Origin of the sequence: Paraburkholderia ribeironis (assembly GCF_900019265.1) — a bacterium.
GTDB lineage: Bacteria > Pseudomonadota > Gammaproteobacteria > Burkholderiales > Burkholderiaceae > Paraburkholderia > Paraburkholderia ribeironis.
Window position 1 is genome coordinate 37,440 of the sequence record NZ_CYGX02000025.1, and the last position, 17,248, is coordinate 54,687.

General features: G+C 63.1%; 16 protein-coding genes. 3 read left to right on the forward strand and 13 right to left on the reverse strand.

What is annotated here, in order from left to right:
* Nucleotides 1-4 precede the first annotated feature (4 nt).
* Together BN2475_RS11980 and BN2475_RS11985 are read right to left on the reverse strand one after the other, a co-directional pair.
* On the reverse strand, nucleotides 5-1,150 hold the full coding sequence (locus BN2475_RS11980; protein WP_094779736.1) for a PA0069 family radical SAM protein: 1,146 nt from the start codon (nucleotides 1,148-1,150) through the stop codon (nucleotides 5-7).
* 99 nt (nucleotides 1,151-1,249) lie between these two features.
* Complete coding sequence (locus BN2475_RS11985; protein ID WP_094779737.1) at nucleotides 1,250-1,738, reverse strand: Lrp/AsnC ligand binding domain-containing protein; 489 nt, start codon at nucleotides 1,736-1,738, stop codon at nucleotides 1,250-1,252.
* Nucleotides 1,739-1,906: 168 nt separating this feature from the next.
* Between BN2475_RS11985 and BN2475_RS11990 the strand changes: the two genes are divergently transcribed.
* On the forward strand, nucleotides 1,907-3,193 hold the full coding sequence (locus tag BN2475_RS11990; RefSeq protein ID WP_094779738.1) for a D-amino acid dehydrogenase: 1,287 nt from the start codon (nucleotides 1,907-1,909) through the stop codon (nucleotides 3,191-3,193).
* Nucleotides 3,194-3,392: 199 nt separating this feature from the next.
* On the opposite strand, the gene BN2475_RS11995 is transcribed toward BN2475_RS11990, so the two are convergent.
* The 6 genes from BN2475_RS11995 to BN2475_RS12020 all read right to left on the reverse strand — a co-directional run bounded on the left by BN2475_RS11995 (nucleotide 3,393) and on the right by BN2475_RS12020 (nucleotide 9,818).
* Complete coding sequence (locus BN2475_RS11995) at nucleotides 3,393-5,183, reverse strand: acyl-CoA dehydrogenase (RefSeq protein ID WP_094779739.1); 1,791 nt, start codon at nucleotides 5,181-5,183, stop codon at nucleotides 3,393-3,395.
* A gap of 102 nt (nucleotides 5,184-5,285) precedes the next feature.
* A complete protein-coding gene (locus tag BN2475_RS12000) occupies nucleotides 5,286-6,221 on the reverse strand; it encodes an electron transfer flavoprotein subunit alpha/FixB family protein (protein ID WP_094779740.1) in 936 nt (311 codons plus the stop codon).
* 77 nt (nucleotides 6,222-6,298) lie between these two features.
* A complete protein-coding gene (locus BN2475_RS12005; protein WP_094779741.1) occupies nucleotides 6,299-7,048 on the reverse strand; it encodes an electron transfer flavoprotein subunit beta/FixA family protein in 750 nt (249 codons plus the stop codon).
* 238 nt (nucleotides 7,049-7,286) lie between these two features.
* Nucleotides 7,287-8,081, reverse strand: a complete 795-nt coding sequence (locus BN2475_RS12010) for a MetQ/NlpA family ABC transporter substrate-binding protein (RefSeq protein ID WP_094779863.1) — start codon at nucleotides 8,079-8,081, stop codon at nucleotides 7,287-7,289.
* 59 nt (nucleotides 8,082-8,140) lie between these two features.
* Nucleotides 8,141-8,794, reverse strand: coding sequence for a methionine ABC transporter permease (locus BN2475_RS12015; RefSeq protein WP_094779742.1), 654 nt, complete (start codon nucleotides 8,792-8,794; stop codon nucleotides 8,141-8,143).
* Nucleotides 8,784-9,818: a methionine ABC transporter ATP-binding protein gene (locus BN2475_RS12020; protein WP_094779743.1), complete on the reverse strand. Its 1,035-nt coding sequence runs from the start codon at nucleotides 9,816-9,818 to the stop codon at nucleotides 8,784-8,786. Before BN2475_RS12020 ends, BN2475_RS12015 begins: the two co-directional genes overlap by 11 nt.
* Nucleotides 9,819-10,057: 239 nt before the next feature.
* On the opposite strand from BN2475_RS12020, the gene BN2475_RS12025 reads away from it, so the two are divergent.
* Nucleotides 10,058-10,960 carry an alpha/beta hydrolase gene (locus BN2475_RS12025; RefSeq protein WP_094779744.1) on the forward strand — a complete coding sequence of 301 codons (903 nt, stop codon included), beginning with the start codon at nucleotides 10,058-10,060 and terminating at the stop codon, nucleotides 10,958-10,960.
* 172 nt (nucleotides 10,961-11,132) lie between these two features.
* Here the strand turns inward: BN2475_RS12025 and BN2475_RS12030 are convergent, their stop codons facing one another.
* Both BN2475_RS12030 and BN2475_RS12035 read right to left on the reverse strand, forming a co-directional pair.
* A complete protein-coding gene (locus BN2475_RS12030) occupies nucleotides 11,133-11,942 on the reverse strand; it encodes an enoyl-CoA hydratase (RefSeq protein ID WP_094779745.1) in 810 nt (269 codons plus the stop codon).
* Nucleotides 11,943-11,986: 44 nt separating this feature from the next.
* Nucleotides 11,987-12,910, reverse strand: coding sequence for a histone deacetylase family protein (locus BN2475_RS12035; RefSeq protein WP_094779746.1), 924 nt, complete (start codon nucleotides 12,908-12,910; stop codon nucleotides 11,987-11,989).
* Nucleotides 12,911-13,191: 281 nt separating this feature from the next.
* Between BN2475_RS12035 and mltB the strand changes: the two genes are divergently transcribed.
* Nucleotides 13,192-14,340 carry a lytic murein transglycosylase B gene (gene mltB / locus BN2475_RS12040; protein ID WP_094779864.1) on the forward strand — a complete coding sequence of 383 codons (1,149 nt, stop codon included), beginning with the start codon at nucleotides 13,192-13,194 and terminating at the stop codon, nucleotides 14,338-14,340.
* 164 nt (nucleotides 14,341-14,504) lie between these two features.
* Here the strand turns inward: mltB and cysM are convergent, their stop codons facing one another.
* The 3 genes from cysM to rfaD form a co-directional block, all read right to left on the reverse strand.
* Nucleotides 14,505-15,407 carry a cysteine synthase CysM gene (gene cysM, locus BN2475_RS12045; protein ID WP_094779747.1) on the reverse strand — a complete coding sequence of 301 codons (903 nt, stop codon included), beginning with the start codon at nucleotides 15,405-15,407 and terminating at the stop codon, nucleotides 14,505-14,507.
* Nucleotides 15,408-15,768: 361 nt separating this feature from the next.
* Nucleotides 15,769-16,134, reverse strand: a complete 366-nt coding sequence (locus tag BN2475_RS12050; RefSeq protein WP_094779748.1) for a ComEA family DNA-binding protein — start codon at nucleotides 16,132-16,134, stop codon at nucleotides 15,769-15,771.
* A gap of 77 nt (nucleotides 16,135-16,211) precedes the next feature.
* Nucleotides 16,212-17,204, reverse strand: a complete 993-nt coding sequence (gene rfaD, locus BN2475_RS12055) for an ADP-glyceromanno-heptose 6-epimerase (RefSeq protein ID WP_094779749.1) — start codon at nucleotides 17,202-17,204, stop codon at nucleotides 16,212-16,214.
* Between the last annotated feature and the right edge of the window lie 44 nt (nucleotides 17,205-17,248).

Consider the following 17,248-nt stretch of genomic DNA (forward strand, 5'->3'; position numbering starts at 1 on the left):
CCCGCTAGAAAAGATCCAGTTGACGACCGTCGCGAGCCGGCTCGTCCGCACGCGACGGTTCGATCCGCCGGAAATGCGACATATCGAGAATGCCGCGGTCGCGCCGGTTCAATCCCAAACGCCGTGCGGCGTGATGGAAGCGCTGCTTGAGCAGATCCGCCCATAAGCCCTCTCCTTTCATCCGCGTGGCGAAAGACGCGTCATAGTCCTTGCCGCCGCGCATATCGCGCACGCGGCTCATCACACGATCGGCGCGGTCGGGAAAATGCGCAGCGAGCCAATCCTTGAACAGCGGCGCAACTTCCCACGGCAAGCGCAGCACGATATAGCTCGCATTGCTCGCACCGGCTTGCGCACAAGCCTCGAGCACACGCTCCATGTCCGGCTCGGTGACGAACGGGATGACAGGCGCAATGCTGACGCCGACTGGAATGCCCGCCTCGCTCAACGTGCGGATAGTGCGTAGCCGACGCGATGGCGTAGCCGCACGCGGCTCGAGCGTGCGCGCCATCTCGGCGTCCAGCGTCGTGATGGTGATGGCCGCCATGAATTGCCCACGCGCGGCCATCGGCGCGAGCAGGTCGATATCACGCTCGATCAGCGACGATTTGGTGATGGCCGCGAACGGCTGATTGCGTTCGCTCAACACCTCGATCACCCGGCGCGTGAGACGTAGGTCGCGCTCGACGGGCTGCCACGCATCTGTGTTCACGCCCAGCGCAATCGGCTCTGGTTCGTAGGACTTCTTCGACAATTCGCGCTCGAGCAACTCAGGCGCGTTGATCTTTGCGTAGATCCGGCTTTCGAAATCGAGCCCCGGCGACAACCCCAGATAGCTATGCGTGGGCCGCGCAAAGCAATAGATGCAACCGTGTTCACAACCGCGATAGGGGTTCAGCGACACGCTGAACGGAATATCCGGCGACGCGTTGCGCGTGAGAATGGTCTTCGCGCGCTCCTCGAAAACCTGGGTTCGCAAGACCTTGGACTCGTGGTCTTCTTCTGCTGCCGGCAGCCAACCGTCGTCCACGGCTTCGCGCTGGTCGACTTCATAGCGGCCTTGCAGGTTCGTCACCGCCCCGCGCCCCTTGCGGGGCGCGGGCGGCGCGATCGGAAATTCTCGAGCGGAATGGATATCGGGGTTAGTCACGGGCTGGCCACGCAAAACATGAACGGCGCAAACACCTGTATAAATATACAGTGTTTACGCCGTTTGTCGAGCCTGGCGTCGCAGTGGCAACTGGCGCGCCTAATCGCCCACCGCAATCGTCAACGTTTCCTTGATTTCCTCCATCACCACGTAGCTCTTCGACTGCACCGCGCCCGGCAATTGCAGCAGGATGTCGCCGAGCAGCTTGCGGTAGTCGGCCATTTCGCCGATGCGCGCCTTGATCAGATAGTCGAAGTCGCCAGACACGAGATGGCATTCCAGCACCTCGGGAATCTTCTGCACTTCACGCCGGAACTGGTCGAACATGTTGCCGCTCTTGTGATCGAGCGTGATCTCGACGAACACCAGCAGCGCCGCACCCAGCTCCGTCGGGTTCACACGTGCGTAGTAGCCGATGATCACGCCATCGCGCTCCATCCTCTTGACCCGTTCGATGCACGGCGTCACCGACAGCCCGACCTGTTCGGCCAGGTCCTTCATGGCCATGCGGCCGTCCTGCTGCAGGAGCCGCAGGATCTTTCGATCGAGCTTGTCGAGGGCCCGGACCGGTTGGCGTTGTGTGCGCATGGTGTTTTTGCTGAAAATTATGAAAATACGATAACAAAACCTACCTGACTGTCCATAGTATAGCGGTTAACACTGGGCGAACCGCATTACACCTCGTGAATCGAATGAAATCCAACGAATCGACGAGCGCAGCGCCCTCCAAACTTTTCCGAATCTTCTGGAGCAGCTATGCGAGTCGTCGTTTTGGGCAGTGGCGTCGTCGGGGTGACCAGTGCGTATTACCTCGCACGCGCCGGTCATGAAGTGACCGTTATCGACCGCGAGGCCGGCCCGGCGCTCGAAACGAGTTTCGCCAATGCCGGCCAGATCTCGCCGGGCTACGCGTCGCCATGGGCCGCGCCTGGCGTGCCGTTGAAGGCCGTCAAGTGGATGTTCCAGAAGCATGCGCCATTGGCGATCCGGCTCGACGGAACGCAATTCCAGCTGCAATGGATGTGGCAAATGCTGCAGAACTGCACGGCGTCGCGTTACGCGGTGAACAAGGGCCGGATGGTCCGTATCGCCGAATACAGCCGAGACTGCCTGCAGGCGCTGCGCGCCGAAACCGGCATCCAGTACGAAGGCCGCACGGGCGGCACGCTGCAGGTGTTCCGCACCCAGCAGCAGTTCGACGGCGCCGCCAAAGACATCGCCGTGCTGCAGGACGCCAATGTGCGGTACGAATTGCTATCGGCCGCTGAACTCGTGCGTGCGGAGCCGGCTCTCGCCGCGGTGTCGCACAAGCTGACAGGCGGTTTGCGGCTGCCGGGCGACGAAACCGGCGACTGCCAGATGTTCACCACGCGTCTTGCCGCACTGGCCGAGCAGCTGGGCGTCAAATTCCGCTACAACACGCCGATCGACGCCCTCGCGATGACGGGCGAACGTATCGCCGGCGTGCAATGCGGCGGCGAGCTGGTGCGTGCGGATTCCTTCGTCGTCGCGCTGGGCTCGTACTCGACGCAGTTCCTCGCGGGTCTGGTGAAGATTCCGGTGTATCCGCTCAAGGGCTATTCGATCACCGCGCCAATCGTCAATGAAGCGGCTGCGCCTGTCTCCACCGTGCTCGACGAAACCTACAAGATCGCGATCACCCGTTTCGACGACCGGATTCGCGTCGGCGGGATGGCGGAGATCGTCGGCTTCGACAAGTCGTTGCGCCGGGCGCGCCGCGAGACGCTCGAAATGTGCGTGAACGACCTGTTCCCCGGCGGCGGCGACACGTCGCAAGCCTCGTTCTGGACCGGCCTGCGGCCGATGACGCCGGACGGCACGCCGGTCGTCGGCCGCACGCCGGTCGCGAACCTGTTCCTGAACACCGGTCATGGCACGCTGGGCTGGACCATGTCGTGCGGCTCGGGACAGTTGCTGGCCGACGTGATGTCGGGCAAGCAGCCGGCCATCAAGGCCGACGATCTATCGGTGCATCGCTATCTCGGCGAGACCACGGGTACGCCTCGGCCGGCTTATGCGTGAAGCCGCGTCGGCGACGCTCATTGCGCGTCGCGTTGTCGCTGTCGCTGTCGCATTGCCCCTCGCATTGGCCCCGGTAGGCGGTGGTGCTGACCGGCCGGCGCGCGAATCAGGCCAATAATCAGCCCCATAAACAAACGGCGCCTCACATCGTGAGGCGCCGTTTGTTTTCATGCCGACGCATACCGCCGCGAGCGTCGCATCAGAACTGATCTTCCGACAAAGCCAGCACACCTTCGCCACCCTTCGCACTGACAATCGACGCTTCGAGCGCCGACGCCTGCGGCAGCACATGCTCTGCATAAAACTGCGCGGTCGCGATCTTGGCGCCGTAGAACGAAGGATCTTCGTCGCGCTTGTGAGCTGCCACGAGCAGCGCGCGCGCCATCTGCCAGCCGCCCAGCACGATGCCGGCCAGTTTCAGATACGGCACGCTACCGGCGAACACCGCATTCGGATCACCCTTCGCATTCTCCACGACGAAATCGACCACCGCGCTCATCGCACGATGACCCTCGGCCAGATATTGCTTCATCGACCCGAATGCCGAGCCTTGCTGCGAACCGAGCGCTTCGACCGTTGCGGCCACTCCGCCGAGCAGCGCCTTCGCCGCCTTGCCGCCGTCGCGCAAGGTCTTGCGGCCGATCAGGTCGTTGGCCTGAATCGCGGTCGTGCCTTCGTAGATCGGCAGAATGCGCGCGTCGCGGTAGTATTGCGCGGCGCCGGTTTCTTCGATGAAACCCATGCCGCCGTGCACCTGCACGCCGAGACTCGTGACGTCGATCGACAACTCCGTGCTCCAGCCCTTGATGATCGGCACGAGGAACTCGTAGAGCGCCTGATGTTCAGCGCGTGTAGCTGCGTCGGGATGACGATGCGCGATGTCGCAATGCGCCGCGGCGACATACGCCAGCGCGCGTGACGCTTCGGTGAGGCTGCGCATCGTCGCGAGCATCCGGCGCACGTCCGGATGCTGGATGATCGCCACGGGCTGCTTCGCGGAGCCATCCACGGGGCGGCTCTGCACGCGATCTTTCGCATACGCGACCGCCTTCTGGTACGCGCGGTCCGACACCGCGACACCCTGCATGCCCACCGCGAAACGCGCCGCGTTCATCATGATGAACATGTACTCAAGGCCGCGATTCTCTTCGCCGATCAGGTGGCCGACCGCGCCGCCGTGATCGCCGAATTGCAGCACCGCAGTCGGACTCGCCTTGATGCCGAGCTTGTGTTCGATCGACACGCAATGCACGTCATTACGCTCACCGAGCGAGCCGTCTTCGTTGACAAGGAACTTCGGTACGATAAAAAGCGAAATTCCCTTCACACCTTCGGGCGCATTCGGCGTGCGCGCCAGCACGAGATGCACGATGTTCTTCGCCATGTCGTGCTCGCCCCACGTGATGAAAATCTTCGTGCCGAACAGCTTGAACGAGCCGTCGTCCTGCGGTTCGGCGCGCGTGCGCACCAACGCGAGATCGGAGCCGGCTTGCGGCTCGGTCAGGTTCATCGTGCCGGTCCATTCGCCAGAAATCAGCCTGGGCACATAGGTCTGTTTTTGCGCTTCGCTGCCGGCGGTCAGCAGCGCTTCGATCGCGCCGTCGGTCAGCAATGGACACAGCGCAAAAGACAGGTTCGACGCGTTGAGCATTTCGATGCAAGGCGTCGCGATCAGCTTCGGCAGGCCCTGGCCTTCGTAGTCGAGCGGATGTTGCACGCCCTGCCATCCGCCTTCAGCAAACTGGTGGAAGGCTTCCTTGAAACCCGGCGTCGCACTGACGACGCCGTCCTTCCAGCTGCTTGGATTGCGATCGCCCTCCACGTTCAACGGCGCCAGCACTTCACCGCACAGCTTCGCCGATTCGCCGAGCACGGCCTGTGCCGTCTCGAGGTTCGCGTCCTCGAAGCCTGGCAGCGTCGCGATGTCTTCGAGACCGGCCAGTTCTTTCAACACGAACAGCATGTCCTTGATGGGCGCCGTATAGCTCATTTGAGTTCTCCTCCTGCCTTGATATAAAAAAAGGGCGCCGGACTCGATCGGTCCCGCGCCCTTCGTTTGCTGCCAAACGCCTTCTTTGCGGCGCTACGGCGCTTAGCCGAGTTCGCTAACCAGTTCCGGCACCAGCGTGAACAGATCGCCGACCAGACCATAATCGGCGACGCTGAAAATCGGTGCTTCCGGGTCCTTGTTGATCGCGACGATCACCTTGCTGTCCTTCATGCCGGCCAGATGCTGGATCGCGCCCGAGATGCCCACGGCCACGTACAGTTGCGGCGCAACGATCTTGCCGGTCTGGCCGACCTGATAGTCGTTCGGCACGAAACCCGCATCGACGGCTGCGCGCGAGGCGCCCAGCGCTGCACCGAGCTTGTCGGCGAGCGGCTCGAGCACCTTCGTGTAGTTCTCGCCATTGCCCAGGCCACGGCCACCCGACACGATGATCTTCGCCGACGTCAGTTCCGGACGGTCCAGCTTCGTCACTTCGCGGCTCACGAACTGCGAGATGCCTGCATCGGCTGCGGCTTCGATCTTCTCGACCGGTGCGCTGCCGCCTTCGGCCGCCACTGCGTCGAAGCCCGTCGTGCGCACCGTGATGACCTTGATCGGGTCCGCCGACTGCACCGTCGCGATCGCATTGCCCGCGTAGATCGGGCGCTCGAAGGTGTCGGCCGAATCGACTGCGGTGATGTCGCTGATCTGCGCCACGTCGAGCTTCGCGGCGATCCGCGGCGCGATGTTCTTGCCGTAGGCGGTCGCCGGCGCGAGGATATGTGAGTAGTCCCTGGCGATGTTCAGCACGGTCGCTTCGATGTTTTCCGCGAGGCCCTGCTCCAGTTGCGGCGCGTCGGCCAGCAGCACCTTCGCAACGCCCGCGACCTTCGCGGCCGCATCCGCTGCGGCCTGCGCATTGTGGCCCGCCACCAGCACGTGAATATCACCACCGATCTTCTGTGCCGCTGCGATCGTGTTCAGCGTCGCGGCCTTGATCGATGCGTTGTCATGTTCTGCAATTACCAGATTCGTCATTTGCTCTGTCTCCGTGTCGACTGGAGTTAGCGCTTTAGCGCTTACTCCAGTCCCATGCAACATAGTTGCCGTTCTACTTAAAGCACCTTGGCTTCGGTCTTCAGCTTCTCGACCAGCGTCTTCACGTCCGGCACCATCACACCGGCAGAGCGCTTCGGCGGCTCAGTGACTTTCAGCATCTTCAGGCGCGGCGCGACGTCAACGCCCAGGTCTTCAGGCTTGAGCGTTTCCAGCGGCTTTTTCTTCGCCTTCATGATGTTGGGCAGCGTCACGTAGCGCGGCTCGTTCAGGCGCAGATCGGTGGTGACAACCGCGGGCAGCGTCAGCGACAGCGTTTCGGCGCCGCCATCCACTTCACGCGAGACGGTTGCCTTGCCGTCCGCCACGACCACTTTCGAAGCAAAGGTTGCCTGGGGCAACCCCGCCAGCGCCGCCAGCATCTGGCCGGTCTGGTTCGAATCGTCGTCGATCGCCTGCTTGCCCAGAATGACGAGCGAAGGCTGTTCCCTGTCGACCAGCGCCTTCAGCAGCTTGGCCACTGCCAGCGGCTGCAGCTCTTCATTCGATTCGATCAGGATCGCGCGATCCGCGCCGATCGCCAGCGCGGTGCGCAGCGTTTCCTGCGCTTGCGTCACACCCGCCGACACGGCGATCACTTCAGTCGCCACGCCCGCTTCCTTCAGGCGCACCGCTTCTTCCACCGCGATTTCATCGAACGGGTTCATCGACATCTTCACGTTCGCAATGTCGACACCCGTACCATCCGATTTGACCCGGACCTTCACGTTGTAGTCGACCACTCTCTTGACTGGCACCAGGATTTTCATGCACACGCTCCAAAGTTACGAATACGTCAACCCAACGAACATTATAGCGACTGCCTTCATGACAGCCTGCTCGCGGGCGCTTTAGCAGAAGGATATCGCTCCTCAGTGGCGTGACGGCAATATCGAACGGTCGTACTATTTTAATTTCAAAAAAACCCGGGCGACAACCCCGGGTTCCTACTTACGCCCTTCATTTGCGCATTGCCGTCATCTCTTGCGATGCCTGAAGGCGGTTGGCTCACCATGAGGTAATCACCGACCCACCGAACTTGCTGTCGACAAACTGCTTCACTTCCGGCGAATGATATGCCGCGATCAGCCTCGCGACCCATGGCTTGTTCCGGTCAGCCTCGCGGATCGCGATGATGTTCACGTACGGACCTTTCGGGTCTTCGATGGCGATCGCATCCTGCTTGGGCTTCAAACCGGCTTCCATCGCGAAGTTCGTGTTGATCGCGGCAGCGTCGACGTCGCTCAGCGAGCGCGGGATTTGCGCGGCATCGAGCTCGACGATCTTCAGCTTCTTCGGATTCTCGACGATGTCGAGCGGCGTCGCCTTCAGACCCGCATCGGCACGCAGCTTCAGCAGTCCCTGCTTCTGTAGCAGCAACAGCGCGCGCCCACCGTTGGTCGGATCGTTCGGCACCGCGATCTTCGCGCCCGACTGCAGTTCGGCGAGCGTCTTCACCTTCTTCGAATAGATCCCCATCGGATAGGTCACCGTGTCCGCGACACGAATCAGCTTGTAGCCGCGGTCCTTCACCTGCGCCTGCAAGTACGGGTCGTGCTGGTAGCTGTTCGCGTCCAGATCGCCGCCGGCGAGTGCCGCGTTCGGCTGCACGTAGTCGGAAAACTCGACGATCCTGATGTTCAGGCCATTCTTCGCCGCGACCGTCTTCACGACTTCCATGATCTGCGCGTGCGGGCCGCCTGTGACGCCGACCTTGATCGTCTCGTCGGCATGGACCGTGGTAGCGAACAGCGAAGCGGCGCCGAGCGCGGCGGCGAGCTTGAGAATGAAACGACGTTGCATGATGACCTTGTTCGAATCCAATCTATCGATTCTGTTTGGCGGGCTCCAATGGCCCTTGTTTATCTATGGCTCAAACGACGCACGAGCCAATCTCCAAACGACTGCACCAGCTGCACGAAGACGATCAGGATCACCACGACCGTCAACATCACTTCCGGCAGGAAACGCTGATAGCCGTAGCGAATCCCGAGGTCGCCCAGGCCGCCGCCGCCGATCGCACCCGCCATCGCCGAATAGCCGACCAGCGACACGAAGGTGATCGTCAACCCGGCGACCACCCCCGGCAGCGATTCCGGCAACAGCACCTTGAAGACGATCTGGCCGGTGGTCGCGCCCATCGCCTGCGCCGCTTCGATCAGCCCGCGATCGACTTCGCGCAGCGCCGTCTCGACCAGACGCGCGATGAACGGCGCGGCAGCGATCGTCAGCGGCACGATGGCGGCCGCCGTGCCGATCGACGACCCCACCACGAGGCGCGTGAACGGAATCACCGCCACCAGCAGGATGATGAACGGCGTCGAGCGGACCGCATTGACGATCATGCCCATCACGCGATTCACCGCGACGTTCTCCAGCACGCCCTGACGGTCCGTCAAGTACAGCAACACGCCGAGCGGCAAGCCCACCAAAGCGCCGACCAGTCCGGAAATGCCCACCATCACGAGCGTTTCCCAGAACGACTGGACGAACATATCGAACATTTCACTCCACATGCGAGAGCTCCTCCACGACCACACCCTGTTCACGCAGAAACGTCAGCGCCTGCGCCACCTTGGTTGGTTCGCCGCCCGCGAGCACCGCGAGCGAACCGAACGCCTGCCCCTGGATCTCGTCGATCTGGCCGTGCAGGATGTTGAAGTCGAGTTCGTAGCGGCGAATCGTTTCCGACAGGATCGGCTGATCGACGCCCGAGCCCGTGAACGCAAGCCGCAGCAGATGGCCGCTACCGGTCTTCAGGCGTTGAGCGACCCGCGCCTTCATCGCGGGTGGCAGTTCCTGCGCGATCACGTCGCCGATCAGCGCGCGCGTGACCTCGTGATGCGGCTGCAGGAACACGTCGATCACCTTGCCCTCTTCGACCACACGACCCGCATCCAGCACCGCGACGCGGTCGCAGACCTGCTTGATCACGTCCATCTGATGCGTGATCAGCACGACCGTCAGGTTCAGTTCCCGATTGATGCGCTTGAGCAGGTCGAGGATCGCCCGCGTCGTTTCGGGATCGAGCGCAGACGTCGCTTCGTCGGAGAGCAGTACTTTCGGTTTGCTCGCCAGCGCGCGCGCAATGCCCACGCGCTGCTTCTGGCCGCCGCTGATCTGCGCCGGATACCGGTCCTTCTGCGCCGACAGGCCGACCAGTTCGAGCAGCGGCAGCACGTTCGCTTCGATTTCATCGCGCTTCATGCCGGCCAGTTCGAGCGGCAGCGCGACGTTCTCGTACACCGTGCGCGACGACAGCAGGTTGAAGTGCTGGAAGATCATGCCGATCTCGCGGCGCGCCTCGCGCAATTGCGCGGCGGGCAGCGTGGTCAGATCGCGGCCGTTGACGACGAGATTGCCTTCGGACGGGCGCGTCAGCAGATTGATGGTGCGCACGAGCGTGCTCTTGCCCGCGCCGCTGCGGCCGATGATGCCGAACACCTCGCCCGCTGGAATCGATAGATTGACGTTGTGCAGCGCCTCGACCCAGCCCCGGGGCCCGGCGAACCGCTGGGAGATATTGCGTATTTCGATCATGGAAAAACGAAACGGCGGAGGCTGTCAGCGAGCGTTGTGTGCTCCCGACAAGCGGCCGCCGTTGCTTTTATTGGGATTTAAGGCGGCAATTCTACCGCAGCGGCGACATACCCTTTAATAATCAATTCCGATCTTTTCATAACCTGAAAGCATTAGAGGCCTGCGCGATACGTGCATGCTCGCGCGTCAGGCGCCGCTGCGACTATGATCGGGCAAACAGGACAGGACAGCCCGCAGCCATGCAAACCTCCCATAGCAACCCAGTGCGCGCAAGCGCCGGCAACCGCAACGACAGCACGCCGCAGCGCTCGTCAGTCACGACGGCCGACGGCATGACGTTGCCGCTGTACCGCTGGCCGGCCATCGGGCCGATGCGCGCGACTGTCGCGCTGCTGCACGGTCTCGCCGAGCACGCCGGTCGCTACGCCGCGCTGGCTGGCCGGCTGAACGCGGCCGGCATCGAACTGGTCGCGATCGATCTGCGCGGCCACGGACTCGCGCCCGGCAAGCGAGCCTACGTGAAGCGCTTCGACGACTATCTGCTCGACGCGCAGGCCTTGCTCGATGCCGCCGCGCAGAGTTGCGTGCCGCTCTTCCTGATGGGACACAGTATGGGCGGCACGGTGGCCGCGCTCTATGCGATCGAACGCCTCGACGCGACCGGCCGCCGGCTGGCCGGGCTGATCCTGTCGAGCCCGGCGCTCGCGCCCGGCCGCGATGTGCCGCGCTGGATGCTCAAGCTGAGCCAGGTCATCAGCCGTCTATATCCGAGCTTCCCGGCGATGAAAATCGACGCCGCGCTACTCTCGCGTCTGCAGCCGGTGGTGAACGCCAATCGCAATGACCCGCTCGTGCACCACGGCGCGATTCCGGCGCGCACCGGCGCGCAGCTGCTGCTGGCGATGGCGCGCATCGAGCGGGGTCGCGCGGGCCTGCGCGTGCCGCTGCTGGTGTATCACGGCACCGCCGACAAACTCACCGAGCCCGAAGGCAGCCGCGACTTCGGCCAGCACGCGGGCTCGCTCGACAAAACGATCACGCTGCACGAAGGCAGCTATCACGAGACGATGAATGACCTCGACCGCGACCGGGTGATCGAGGCTTTGATCGAGTGGATCGAAAGGCGGGTGGGTCGGGGTTGAACGGAGATGGGTCGAGTGGTTTTGGCGCGTGGTTTCGGCGTGCGGGTTTCGGCGCACAGGTTTCGGCGCACAGGTTTCGGCGCACAGGTTTCAGCGCACAGGTTTCAGCGCACAGGTTTCAGCGCACAGGTTTCAGCGCACAGGTTTCAGCGTGCGGGTTTCGGCGTGCCGCCTAGCGCTTCCAGTCCGGCGCGCGTTTGTCGATGAACGCCTGCACGCCTTCGAGCGCCGAGTCGTCCATCATGTTGCAAGCCATCGTCTGGCCGGCGAGCTGGTAAGCCGCCTCGATGCCCATTTCGAGCTGACGATAGAAAAGACCCTTGCCTGCGCTCACCGCTTCGATGGGTTTCGCGCAGATGCTGCTGGCGAGCCGCCCGACTTCCGCGTCGAGGCTATCCGCTGGCACCACGCGATTCACGAGGCCCTGCTGCTGCGCTTGCGCGGCATCGATGAAATCGCCGGTGAGCAGCATTTCAAGCGCCGCCTTACGCGACAGATTGCGCGACAGCGGCACCGAAGGCGTCGCGCAGAAGAGCCCGAGGTTCACGCCCGAGACGGCAAAACGCGCGGTGTCGGCAGCGACGGCCAGATCGCACATCGCCACGAGCTGACAGCCGGCCGCCGTGGCAATGCCCTGGACACGCGCGATCACCGGCTGCGGCAGGCGCTGGATCGTCATCATGAGCTTGGTGCAGCGGGCAAAAAGCTGCTGGTAGTACGCGAGCGACGGCTCCGCACGCATTTCCTTCAAATCGTGGCCCGCGCAAAACGCCCGCCCCGCGCCCGCGATCACGACCACGCGCGCATCCGTCTGTGCAATCCCAGCCAAGGCATGCTGTAGTTCGTCGAGCAACGCTTCGGACAGCGCGTTGAACGCGTCCGGCCGGTTCATCATCACACGCACGACGCCCGGCACGCCATACGCATCGGGTTCGATCTCGATCAGTGCAGCGCCGCGCAGGTCGGCATGGTCGGCGGTCATAGCTCGCTCCTCTCAGGTTGACTCGGTCTGCGGCCTGCGGCGGTTCAGAGTCCGGCCAGCGAGCGCACGTGCGCGACCACGCTGCGCCCGAGCGCCGACAGGTTGTAGCCGCCCTCGAGGCAACTGACGATCCGCCCGCGCGCATAGCGTTTCGCGATCTCGCGCATCTGGTCGGTGATCCATGCGTAGTCGTCTTCGACGAGGCCCATGTTGCCGAGATCGTCCTCGCGATGCGCGTCGAAGCCCGCCGAGATGAACAGCATCTCCGGCTTGAATTCGTGCAGGCGCGGCAACCACAGCAGGTCCACCGCCTCGCGCACCGCCATGCCTTTCGAGCGCGCCGGCATCGGCACGTTGCACATGTTGGGCGCCTGATTGTCGGCGCCGGTGAACGGATAGAACGGATGCTGGAAGATGCTGCACATCAGTACGCGCGAGTCGCCCGAAAACGCCGCCTCGGTCCCGTTGCCGTGATGGACGTCGAAGTCGATGATCGCAACGCGCTGCATGCCATGCACGTCGAGCGCGTGGCGCGCGGCGATCGCGACGTTGTTGAAAAAGCAGAAGCCCATCGCCCGCGCCGGCTCCGCATGATGGCCGGGCGGCCGCACGCTGCAAAACGCGTTATCGTAGCGGCCCTCGATCACCGCGTCCGTCGCGGCCACCGCGGCGCCCGCCGCGCGCAACGCGGCTTGCCAGGTGTGCCGGTTCATCGTCGTGTCGGGATCGATCTCGGCGATGCCTTCGACGGGTGAGCGGCTGCGGATGTAATCGACGTGCGCTTGCGTATGCACGCGCAAGAGCGCGGCCTCATCGGCGAGCGGCGGCGACTCGCGCCCGATCAGCGCGTCGATGCGGCTCGCGATCAATTGATCTTCGATTGCCTGCAGGCGTGCGGGGCATTCGGGATGCCATTGCCCCATATCGTGCAGCAAGCAGTCGGCGTGGGAATAAAAGCCTGTTGTCATGATTCTCTTCTGCGGCGCGGCGCCTTCGCTGCGCGCGCAGTGTCTCCGTCCACGGGCGCGCGCCCTCGGCGCGCCAACACTCGTCAAGTTACCACACGATGCCGCCGTAGCGCGTTGGGCACGGTTTTGCAGAAGCCGTCGGGTATACTGCCCCGATCCGTTTTTCTCCCGTCTCACGCGCCCCACGCCCCTTGCCCACTATGACCGTCAAGCTTGCTCTGTCCGCACGAAACCGGCTTCGCACCAGCACGCTGGCCGCCTCACTATCCGTCGCATCGTGCATGTTCATGGCAACCAGTCCGGCGGTCGCGCAAAGCGCCGGCAAGAAACCGCCGGTGGTGCTCGCGCAAAGCCAACCGCAATCCGCGGTGCCGCAAGGGCAAACGTTCGAAGAAGAAATCATCCCGCAGCGCTACGCGAACAATGCCAATGTCGACACGTTCATCAACGACATGGTCGCGCGCTACGACTTCGACCCGGCCGCGTTGCACTCGCTGTTTGCGGGCGTCAGCTATTCGGCGACCGCGGTCAAGCTGGTGACGCCGTCGCCCACGCCGTCGGTCAAGAACTGGCGCGTGTATCAGTCGCGCTTCCTCGACCCGGTGCGCATCAATGCCGGCGTGCAGTTCTGGCGCGAGAACCAGGCCACGCTGCAACGCGCGTACGAAGAGTTCGGCGTGCCACCGGAAGTGATCGTCGGCATCATCGGCGTGGAGACGATCTACGGTCGCTACATGGGCAACTTCCGCGTGCTCGATGCGCTGACCACGCTCAGCTTCGACTACCCGAACACCACCAATCGCGCGGATCGCCAGGCGACCTTCCGCAAGAATCTCGAAGACTACCTGGTGTGGACGCGCGACGCGCAGATCGATCCGACCACGGTGCTCGGCTCGTACACCGGCGCGATCGGCATTCCGCAGTTCCTGCCGAGCAGCATCGTGCAATATGCGGTGAACTACGACGGCCATCGGCAGATCGACCTGCGCACGAGCCAGGCGGATGCCATCGGCAGCGTGGCGAATTATCTGCGTCAGAACGGCTGGGAAAACGGTCGGCCGGTAGTGTGGCGGATCGGCTCGGATGCCGGCAGCCTGGGCGTCGCCCAGGCTGCCGCCGATGGCCAGCCGGAGCCGCACTGGCCGCTCGACCAGTTGCTGCGCGCCGGGCTGCTGCTGAATGAACCGAAGGTGGATATCGCGGCGGAAGCCGGCACGCCGGTGACGGTGGTGGATCTGCCGTCGCCGGGACGCGGCACCGAGTTCATGCTGGGCCTGAAGAACTTCTACGTGCTGACGCGTTATAACCGCAGTTTCTTCTATGCGCTCGCGGTGTATCAGCTGGGCCAGCGGGTCAAGGCGCAGATGCAAGCAAGCGATGCGGCGAACGCGAGCAATAACGCGGCGCCGGCGAGCCCGGCTTCGCAGTGATGCCTCCTGTGGGCGCCTCGTGCGCCCCATCTTGAGCGACCAAAAAAAGCGCCGGCTCTGAACTGCACCCCAAAAGTTGGACATCGATCCAACCTTTGGGGTGCAGTTCACTCGACCGGCGCTTTTCTATTGGCTCGCGTGAGCGCTGATGCTCACACTCATCCTTACGCGGGAAACACGCCGGTCGACAGATAGCGGTCGCCGCGATCGCAGACGATGAATACGATCGTTGCATTCTCGACCTGGCGAGCGATACGCAGCGCCACTTCGCACGCGCCGCCCGACGAGATGCCGGCGAAGATGCCTTCGACCGAAGCCATCCGGCGCGCCATGGCCTCGGCTGCTGCCTGGCTCACGTTCTCGACACGATCCACGCGACTGCGGTCGAAAATTTTCGGCATATACGCTTCCGGCCATTTGCGGATACCCGGAATGCGCGAACCCTCTTCGGGTTGCGCGCCGATGATTTCGATCGCCTGGTTCTGCTCTTTCAGAAACTTGGACACGCCCATGATCGTGCCGGTCGTACCCATCGACGACACAAAGTGCGTGATACGTCCTTCGGTGTCGCGCCAGATTTCCGGCCCGGTGCCCTCGATGTGCGAGGCCGGATTGTCCGGATTGCCGAACTGATCGAGGATGAGGCCCTTGCCTTCGCGCTGCATCTGCTCGGCCAGATCGCGTGCGTACTCCATGCCGCCGGTGACGGGCGTCAGCAGGATCTGCGCGCCATATGCAGCCATGCTCTGACGGCGTTCCACCGACAGGTCTTCCGGCATGATCAGGACCATCTTGTAGCCACGGATCGCCGCCGCCATCGCAAGCGCGATGCCGGTGTTGCCGCTGGTCGCTTCGATCAGCGTGTCGCCCGGCTTGATGCGCCCGCGCTCTTCCGCTTTCTTGATCATCGACAAGGCCGGGCGGTCCTTCACCGAACCTGCGGGGTTGTTGCCCTCGAGCTTCGCAAGCACCACGTTATTGCGGCTGCGGATTTCGTCGTCAGGAAGCCGGACGAGTTGCACGAGCGGCGTATTGCCGATCGTATCTTCAATCGTTTTGTAAGCCATATGGGTTCTGTGCTGTCGATGCGCGGAGTCTTCAATCTTTGATTCTAAACCACCGTGCCCGCGGCTGCCGGGCGGCCCTTCTGCCTGCATGGATGCAGGCGGTGAGTGCGGCAACCCGCGGCAGCGCCGCAACGCGCGAGTGGCGGGCTGAAGCGTACCGAAGCGAGCGTTGGATGCGAGCGTTGGATGCGGACGTTGGGCCGTGCGTCCGGTACGCAAAAAACCCGCGGCTGCGAACCGCGGGAGCCAGTCATCTGGATGACAGCTGAAGGAGTGCTCTTAACGACTCCGACCATGAAGGGAACGACGGCCGCGAGCCGCACGCGCAGTGAGCTACCCCGCGCGCACGAGCGGCGTCCGGTTATTTCTTCACCGCCACCGGAGGATTGGTTTTGGGCGCATCGGCCGTAGCGGCCGCGCCTTTGGTCTGTGAAGACGCTGCAACCTGCGTGCTAGCAGCCGCGCCAGCCGGACCGACAGCGAGACCCTCCGCCTGCAGGCGCTCGACGGTATGCCCGCCCATGCCTTTGACGCGCTTGCCGAGATCGGCCGGGTCCTTGAACGGGCCATGCGCCCCACGTTCGTCGAGAATGGCTTTCGCTTTGGCGGGACCGATGCCTTTGATGCCGCGCAGCGCGTCTTCGTTAGCAGAGTTGACGTCGACCGTTGCATACGCGTGGCCGAAAGCGGCGAGCATAGCCGCGGTAACCAGAGTTTTTCGAAACATATGGAATCTCCCTCGTACTACCGGTTGGCGACCATCACCAACCGGGAGATGCCAGTTTAAAGAGGGATCCGAAAAATTTACACCTGGCCGAATAGCCAACGTACGTAACGATCGACACCTTCCTGCACGCTCAGGAACGGCGCGTCGTAACCGGCCGCGCGCAGCTTCGTCTGATCGGCTTGCGTGAAGCATTGGTACTTGCCGCGCAGCGCATCGGGAAACGGAATGTATTCGATCAGCCCGCGTTGCACCTGATCCGCGAGCGACAGCGCCGGCTCGTGGTTCAGCGAACGCAGCGTGTTGACCACCGTGCTGGCGATGTCGTTGAACGGCTGCGCGCGACCGCTGCCCAGATTGAAGATGCCCGACTTGTCCGGGTTGTCGAAGAAGAACAGGTTGACCTTCACCACGTCTTCGACGGAAACGAAATCGCGCGTCTGCTCGCCGGCAGCATAGCCGTTGTATTCGCCGAACAGCTTGACCTTGCCTTCGGAGCGGAACTGGTTGAAGTTGTGAAACGCGACCGACGCCATGCGCGCCTTGTGCGTTTCGCGCGGCCCGTACACGTTGAAGTAACGGAAGCCGGCAATCTGGCTCTTCGCGGTGGGCAGCACGCGGCGAATCACCTGGTCGAACAGGAACTTCGAATAACCGTAGACGTTCAGCGGCTGTTCGACTTCACGCTCTTCGACGAACCGGCTCGACCCGCCATACGTGGCCGCCGACGACGCGTACAGAAACTGGATGTTCTGCGCGAGGCAGACATCGAGCACGTCGCGGCTATAGCGGAAGTTGTTGTCCATCATGTAGCGGCCGTCGGTTTCCATCGTGTCCGAGCAGGCGCCTTCATGGAAAATCGCGCGCACCTTGCCGAAGTCGCCGCGCCTGAAGCGCTCGACGAATTCGGTCTTGTCCAGATAGTCGTCGATTTCGCAGTCGACCAGATTCTTGAACTTGTCGGCGCGCGTGAGATTGTCGACGGCAATGATGCGTTGCTCACCGCGCTCGTTGAGCGCCTTCACGAGATTGCTGCCGATGAAACCGGCCGCGCCGGTGACGATGAGGGTCATGATGATCTTGCAGTAAGGGGCTTTGCATGGGACCCGGCGGGCCA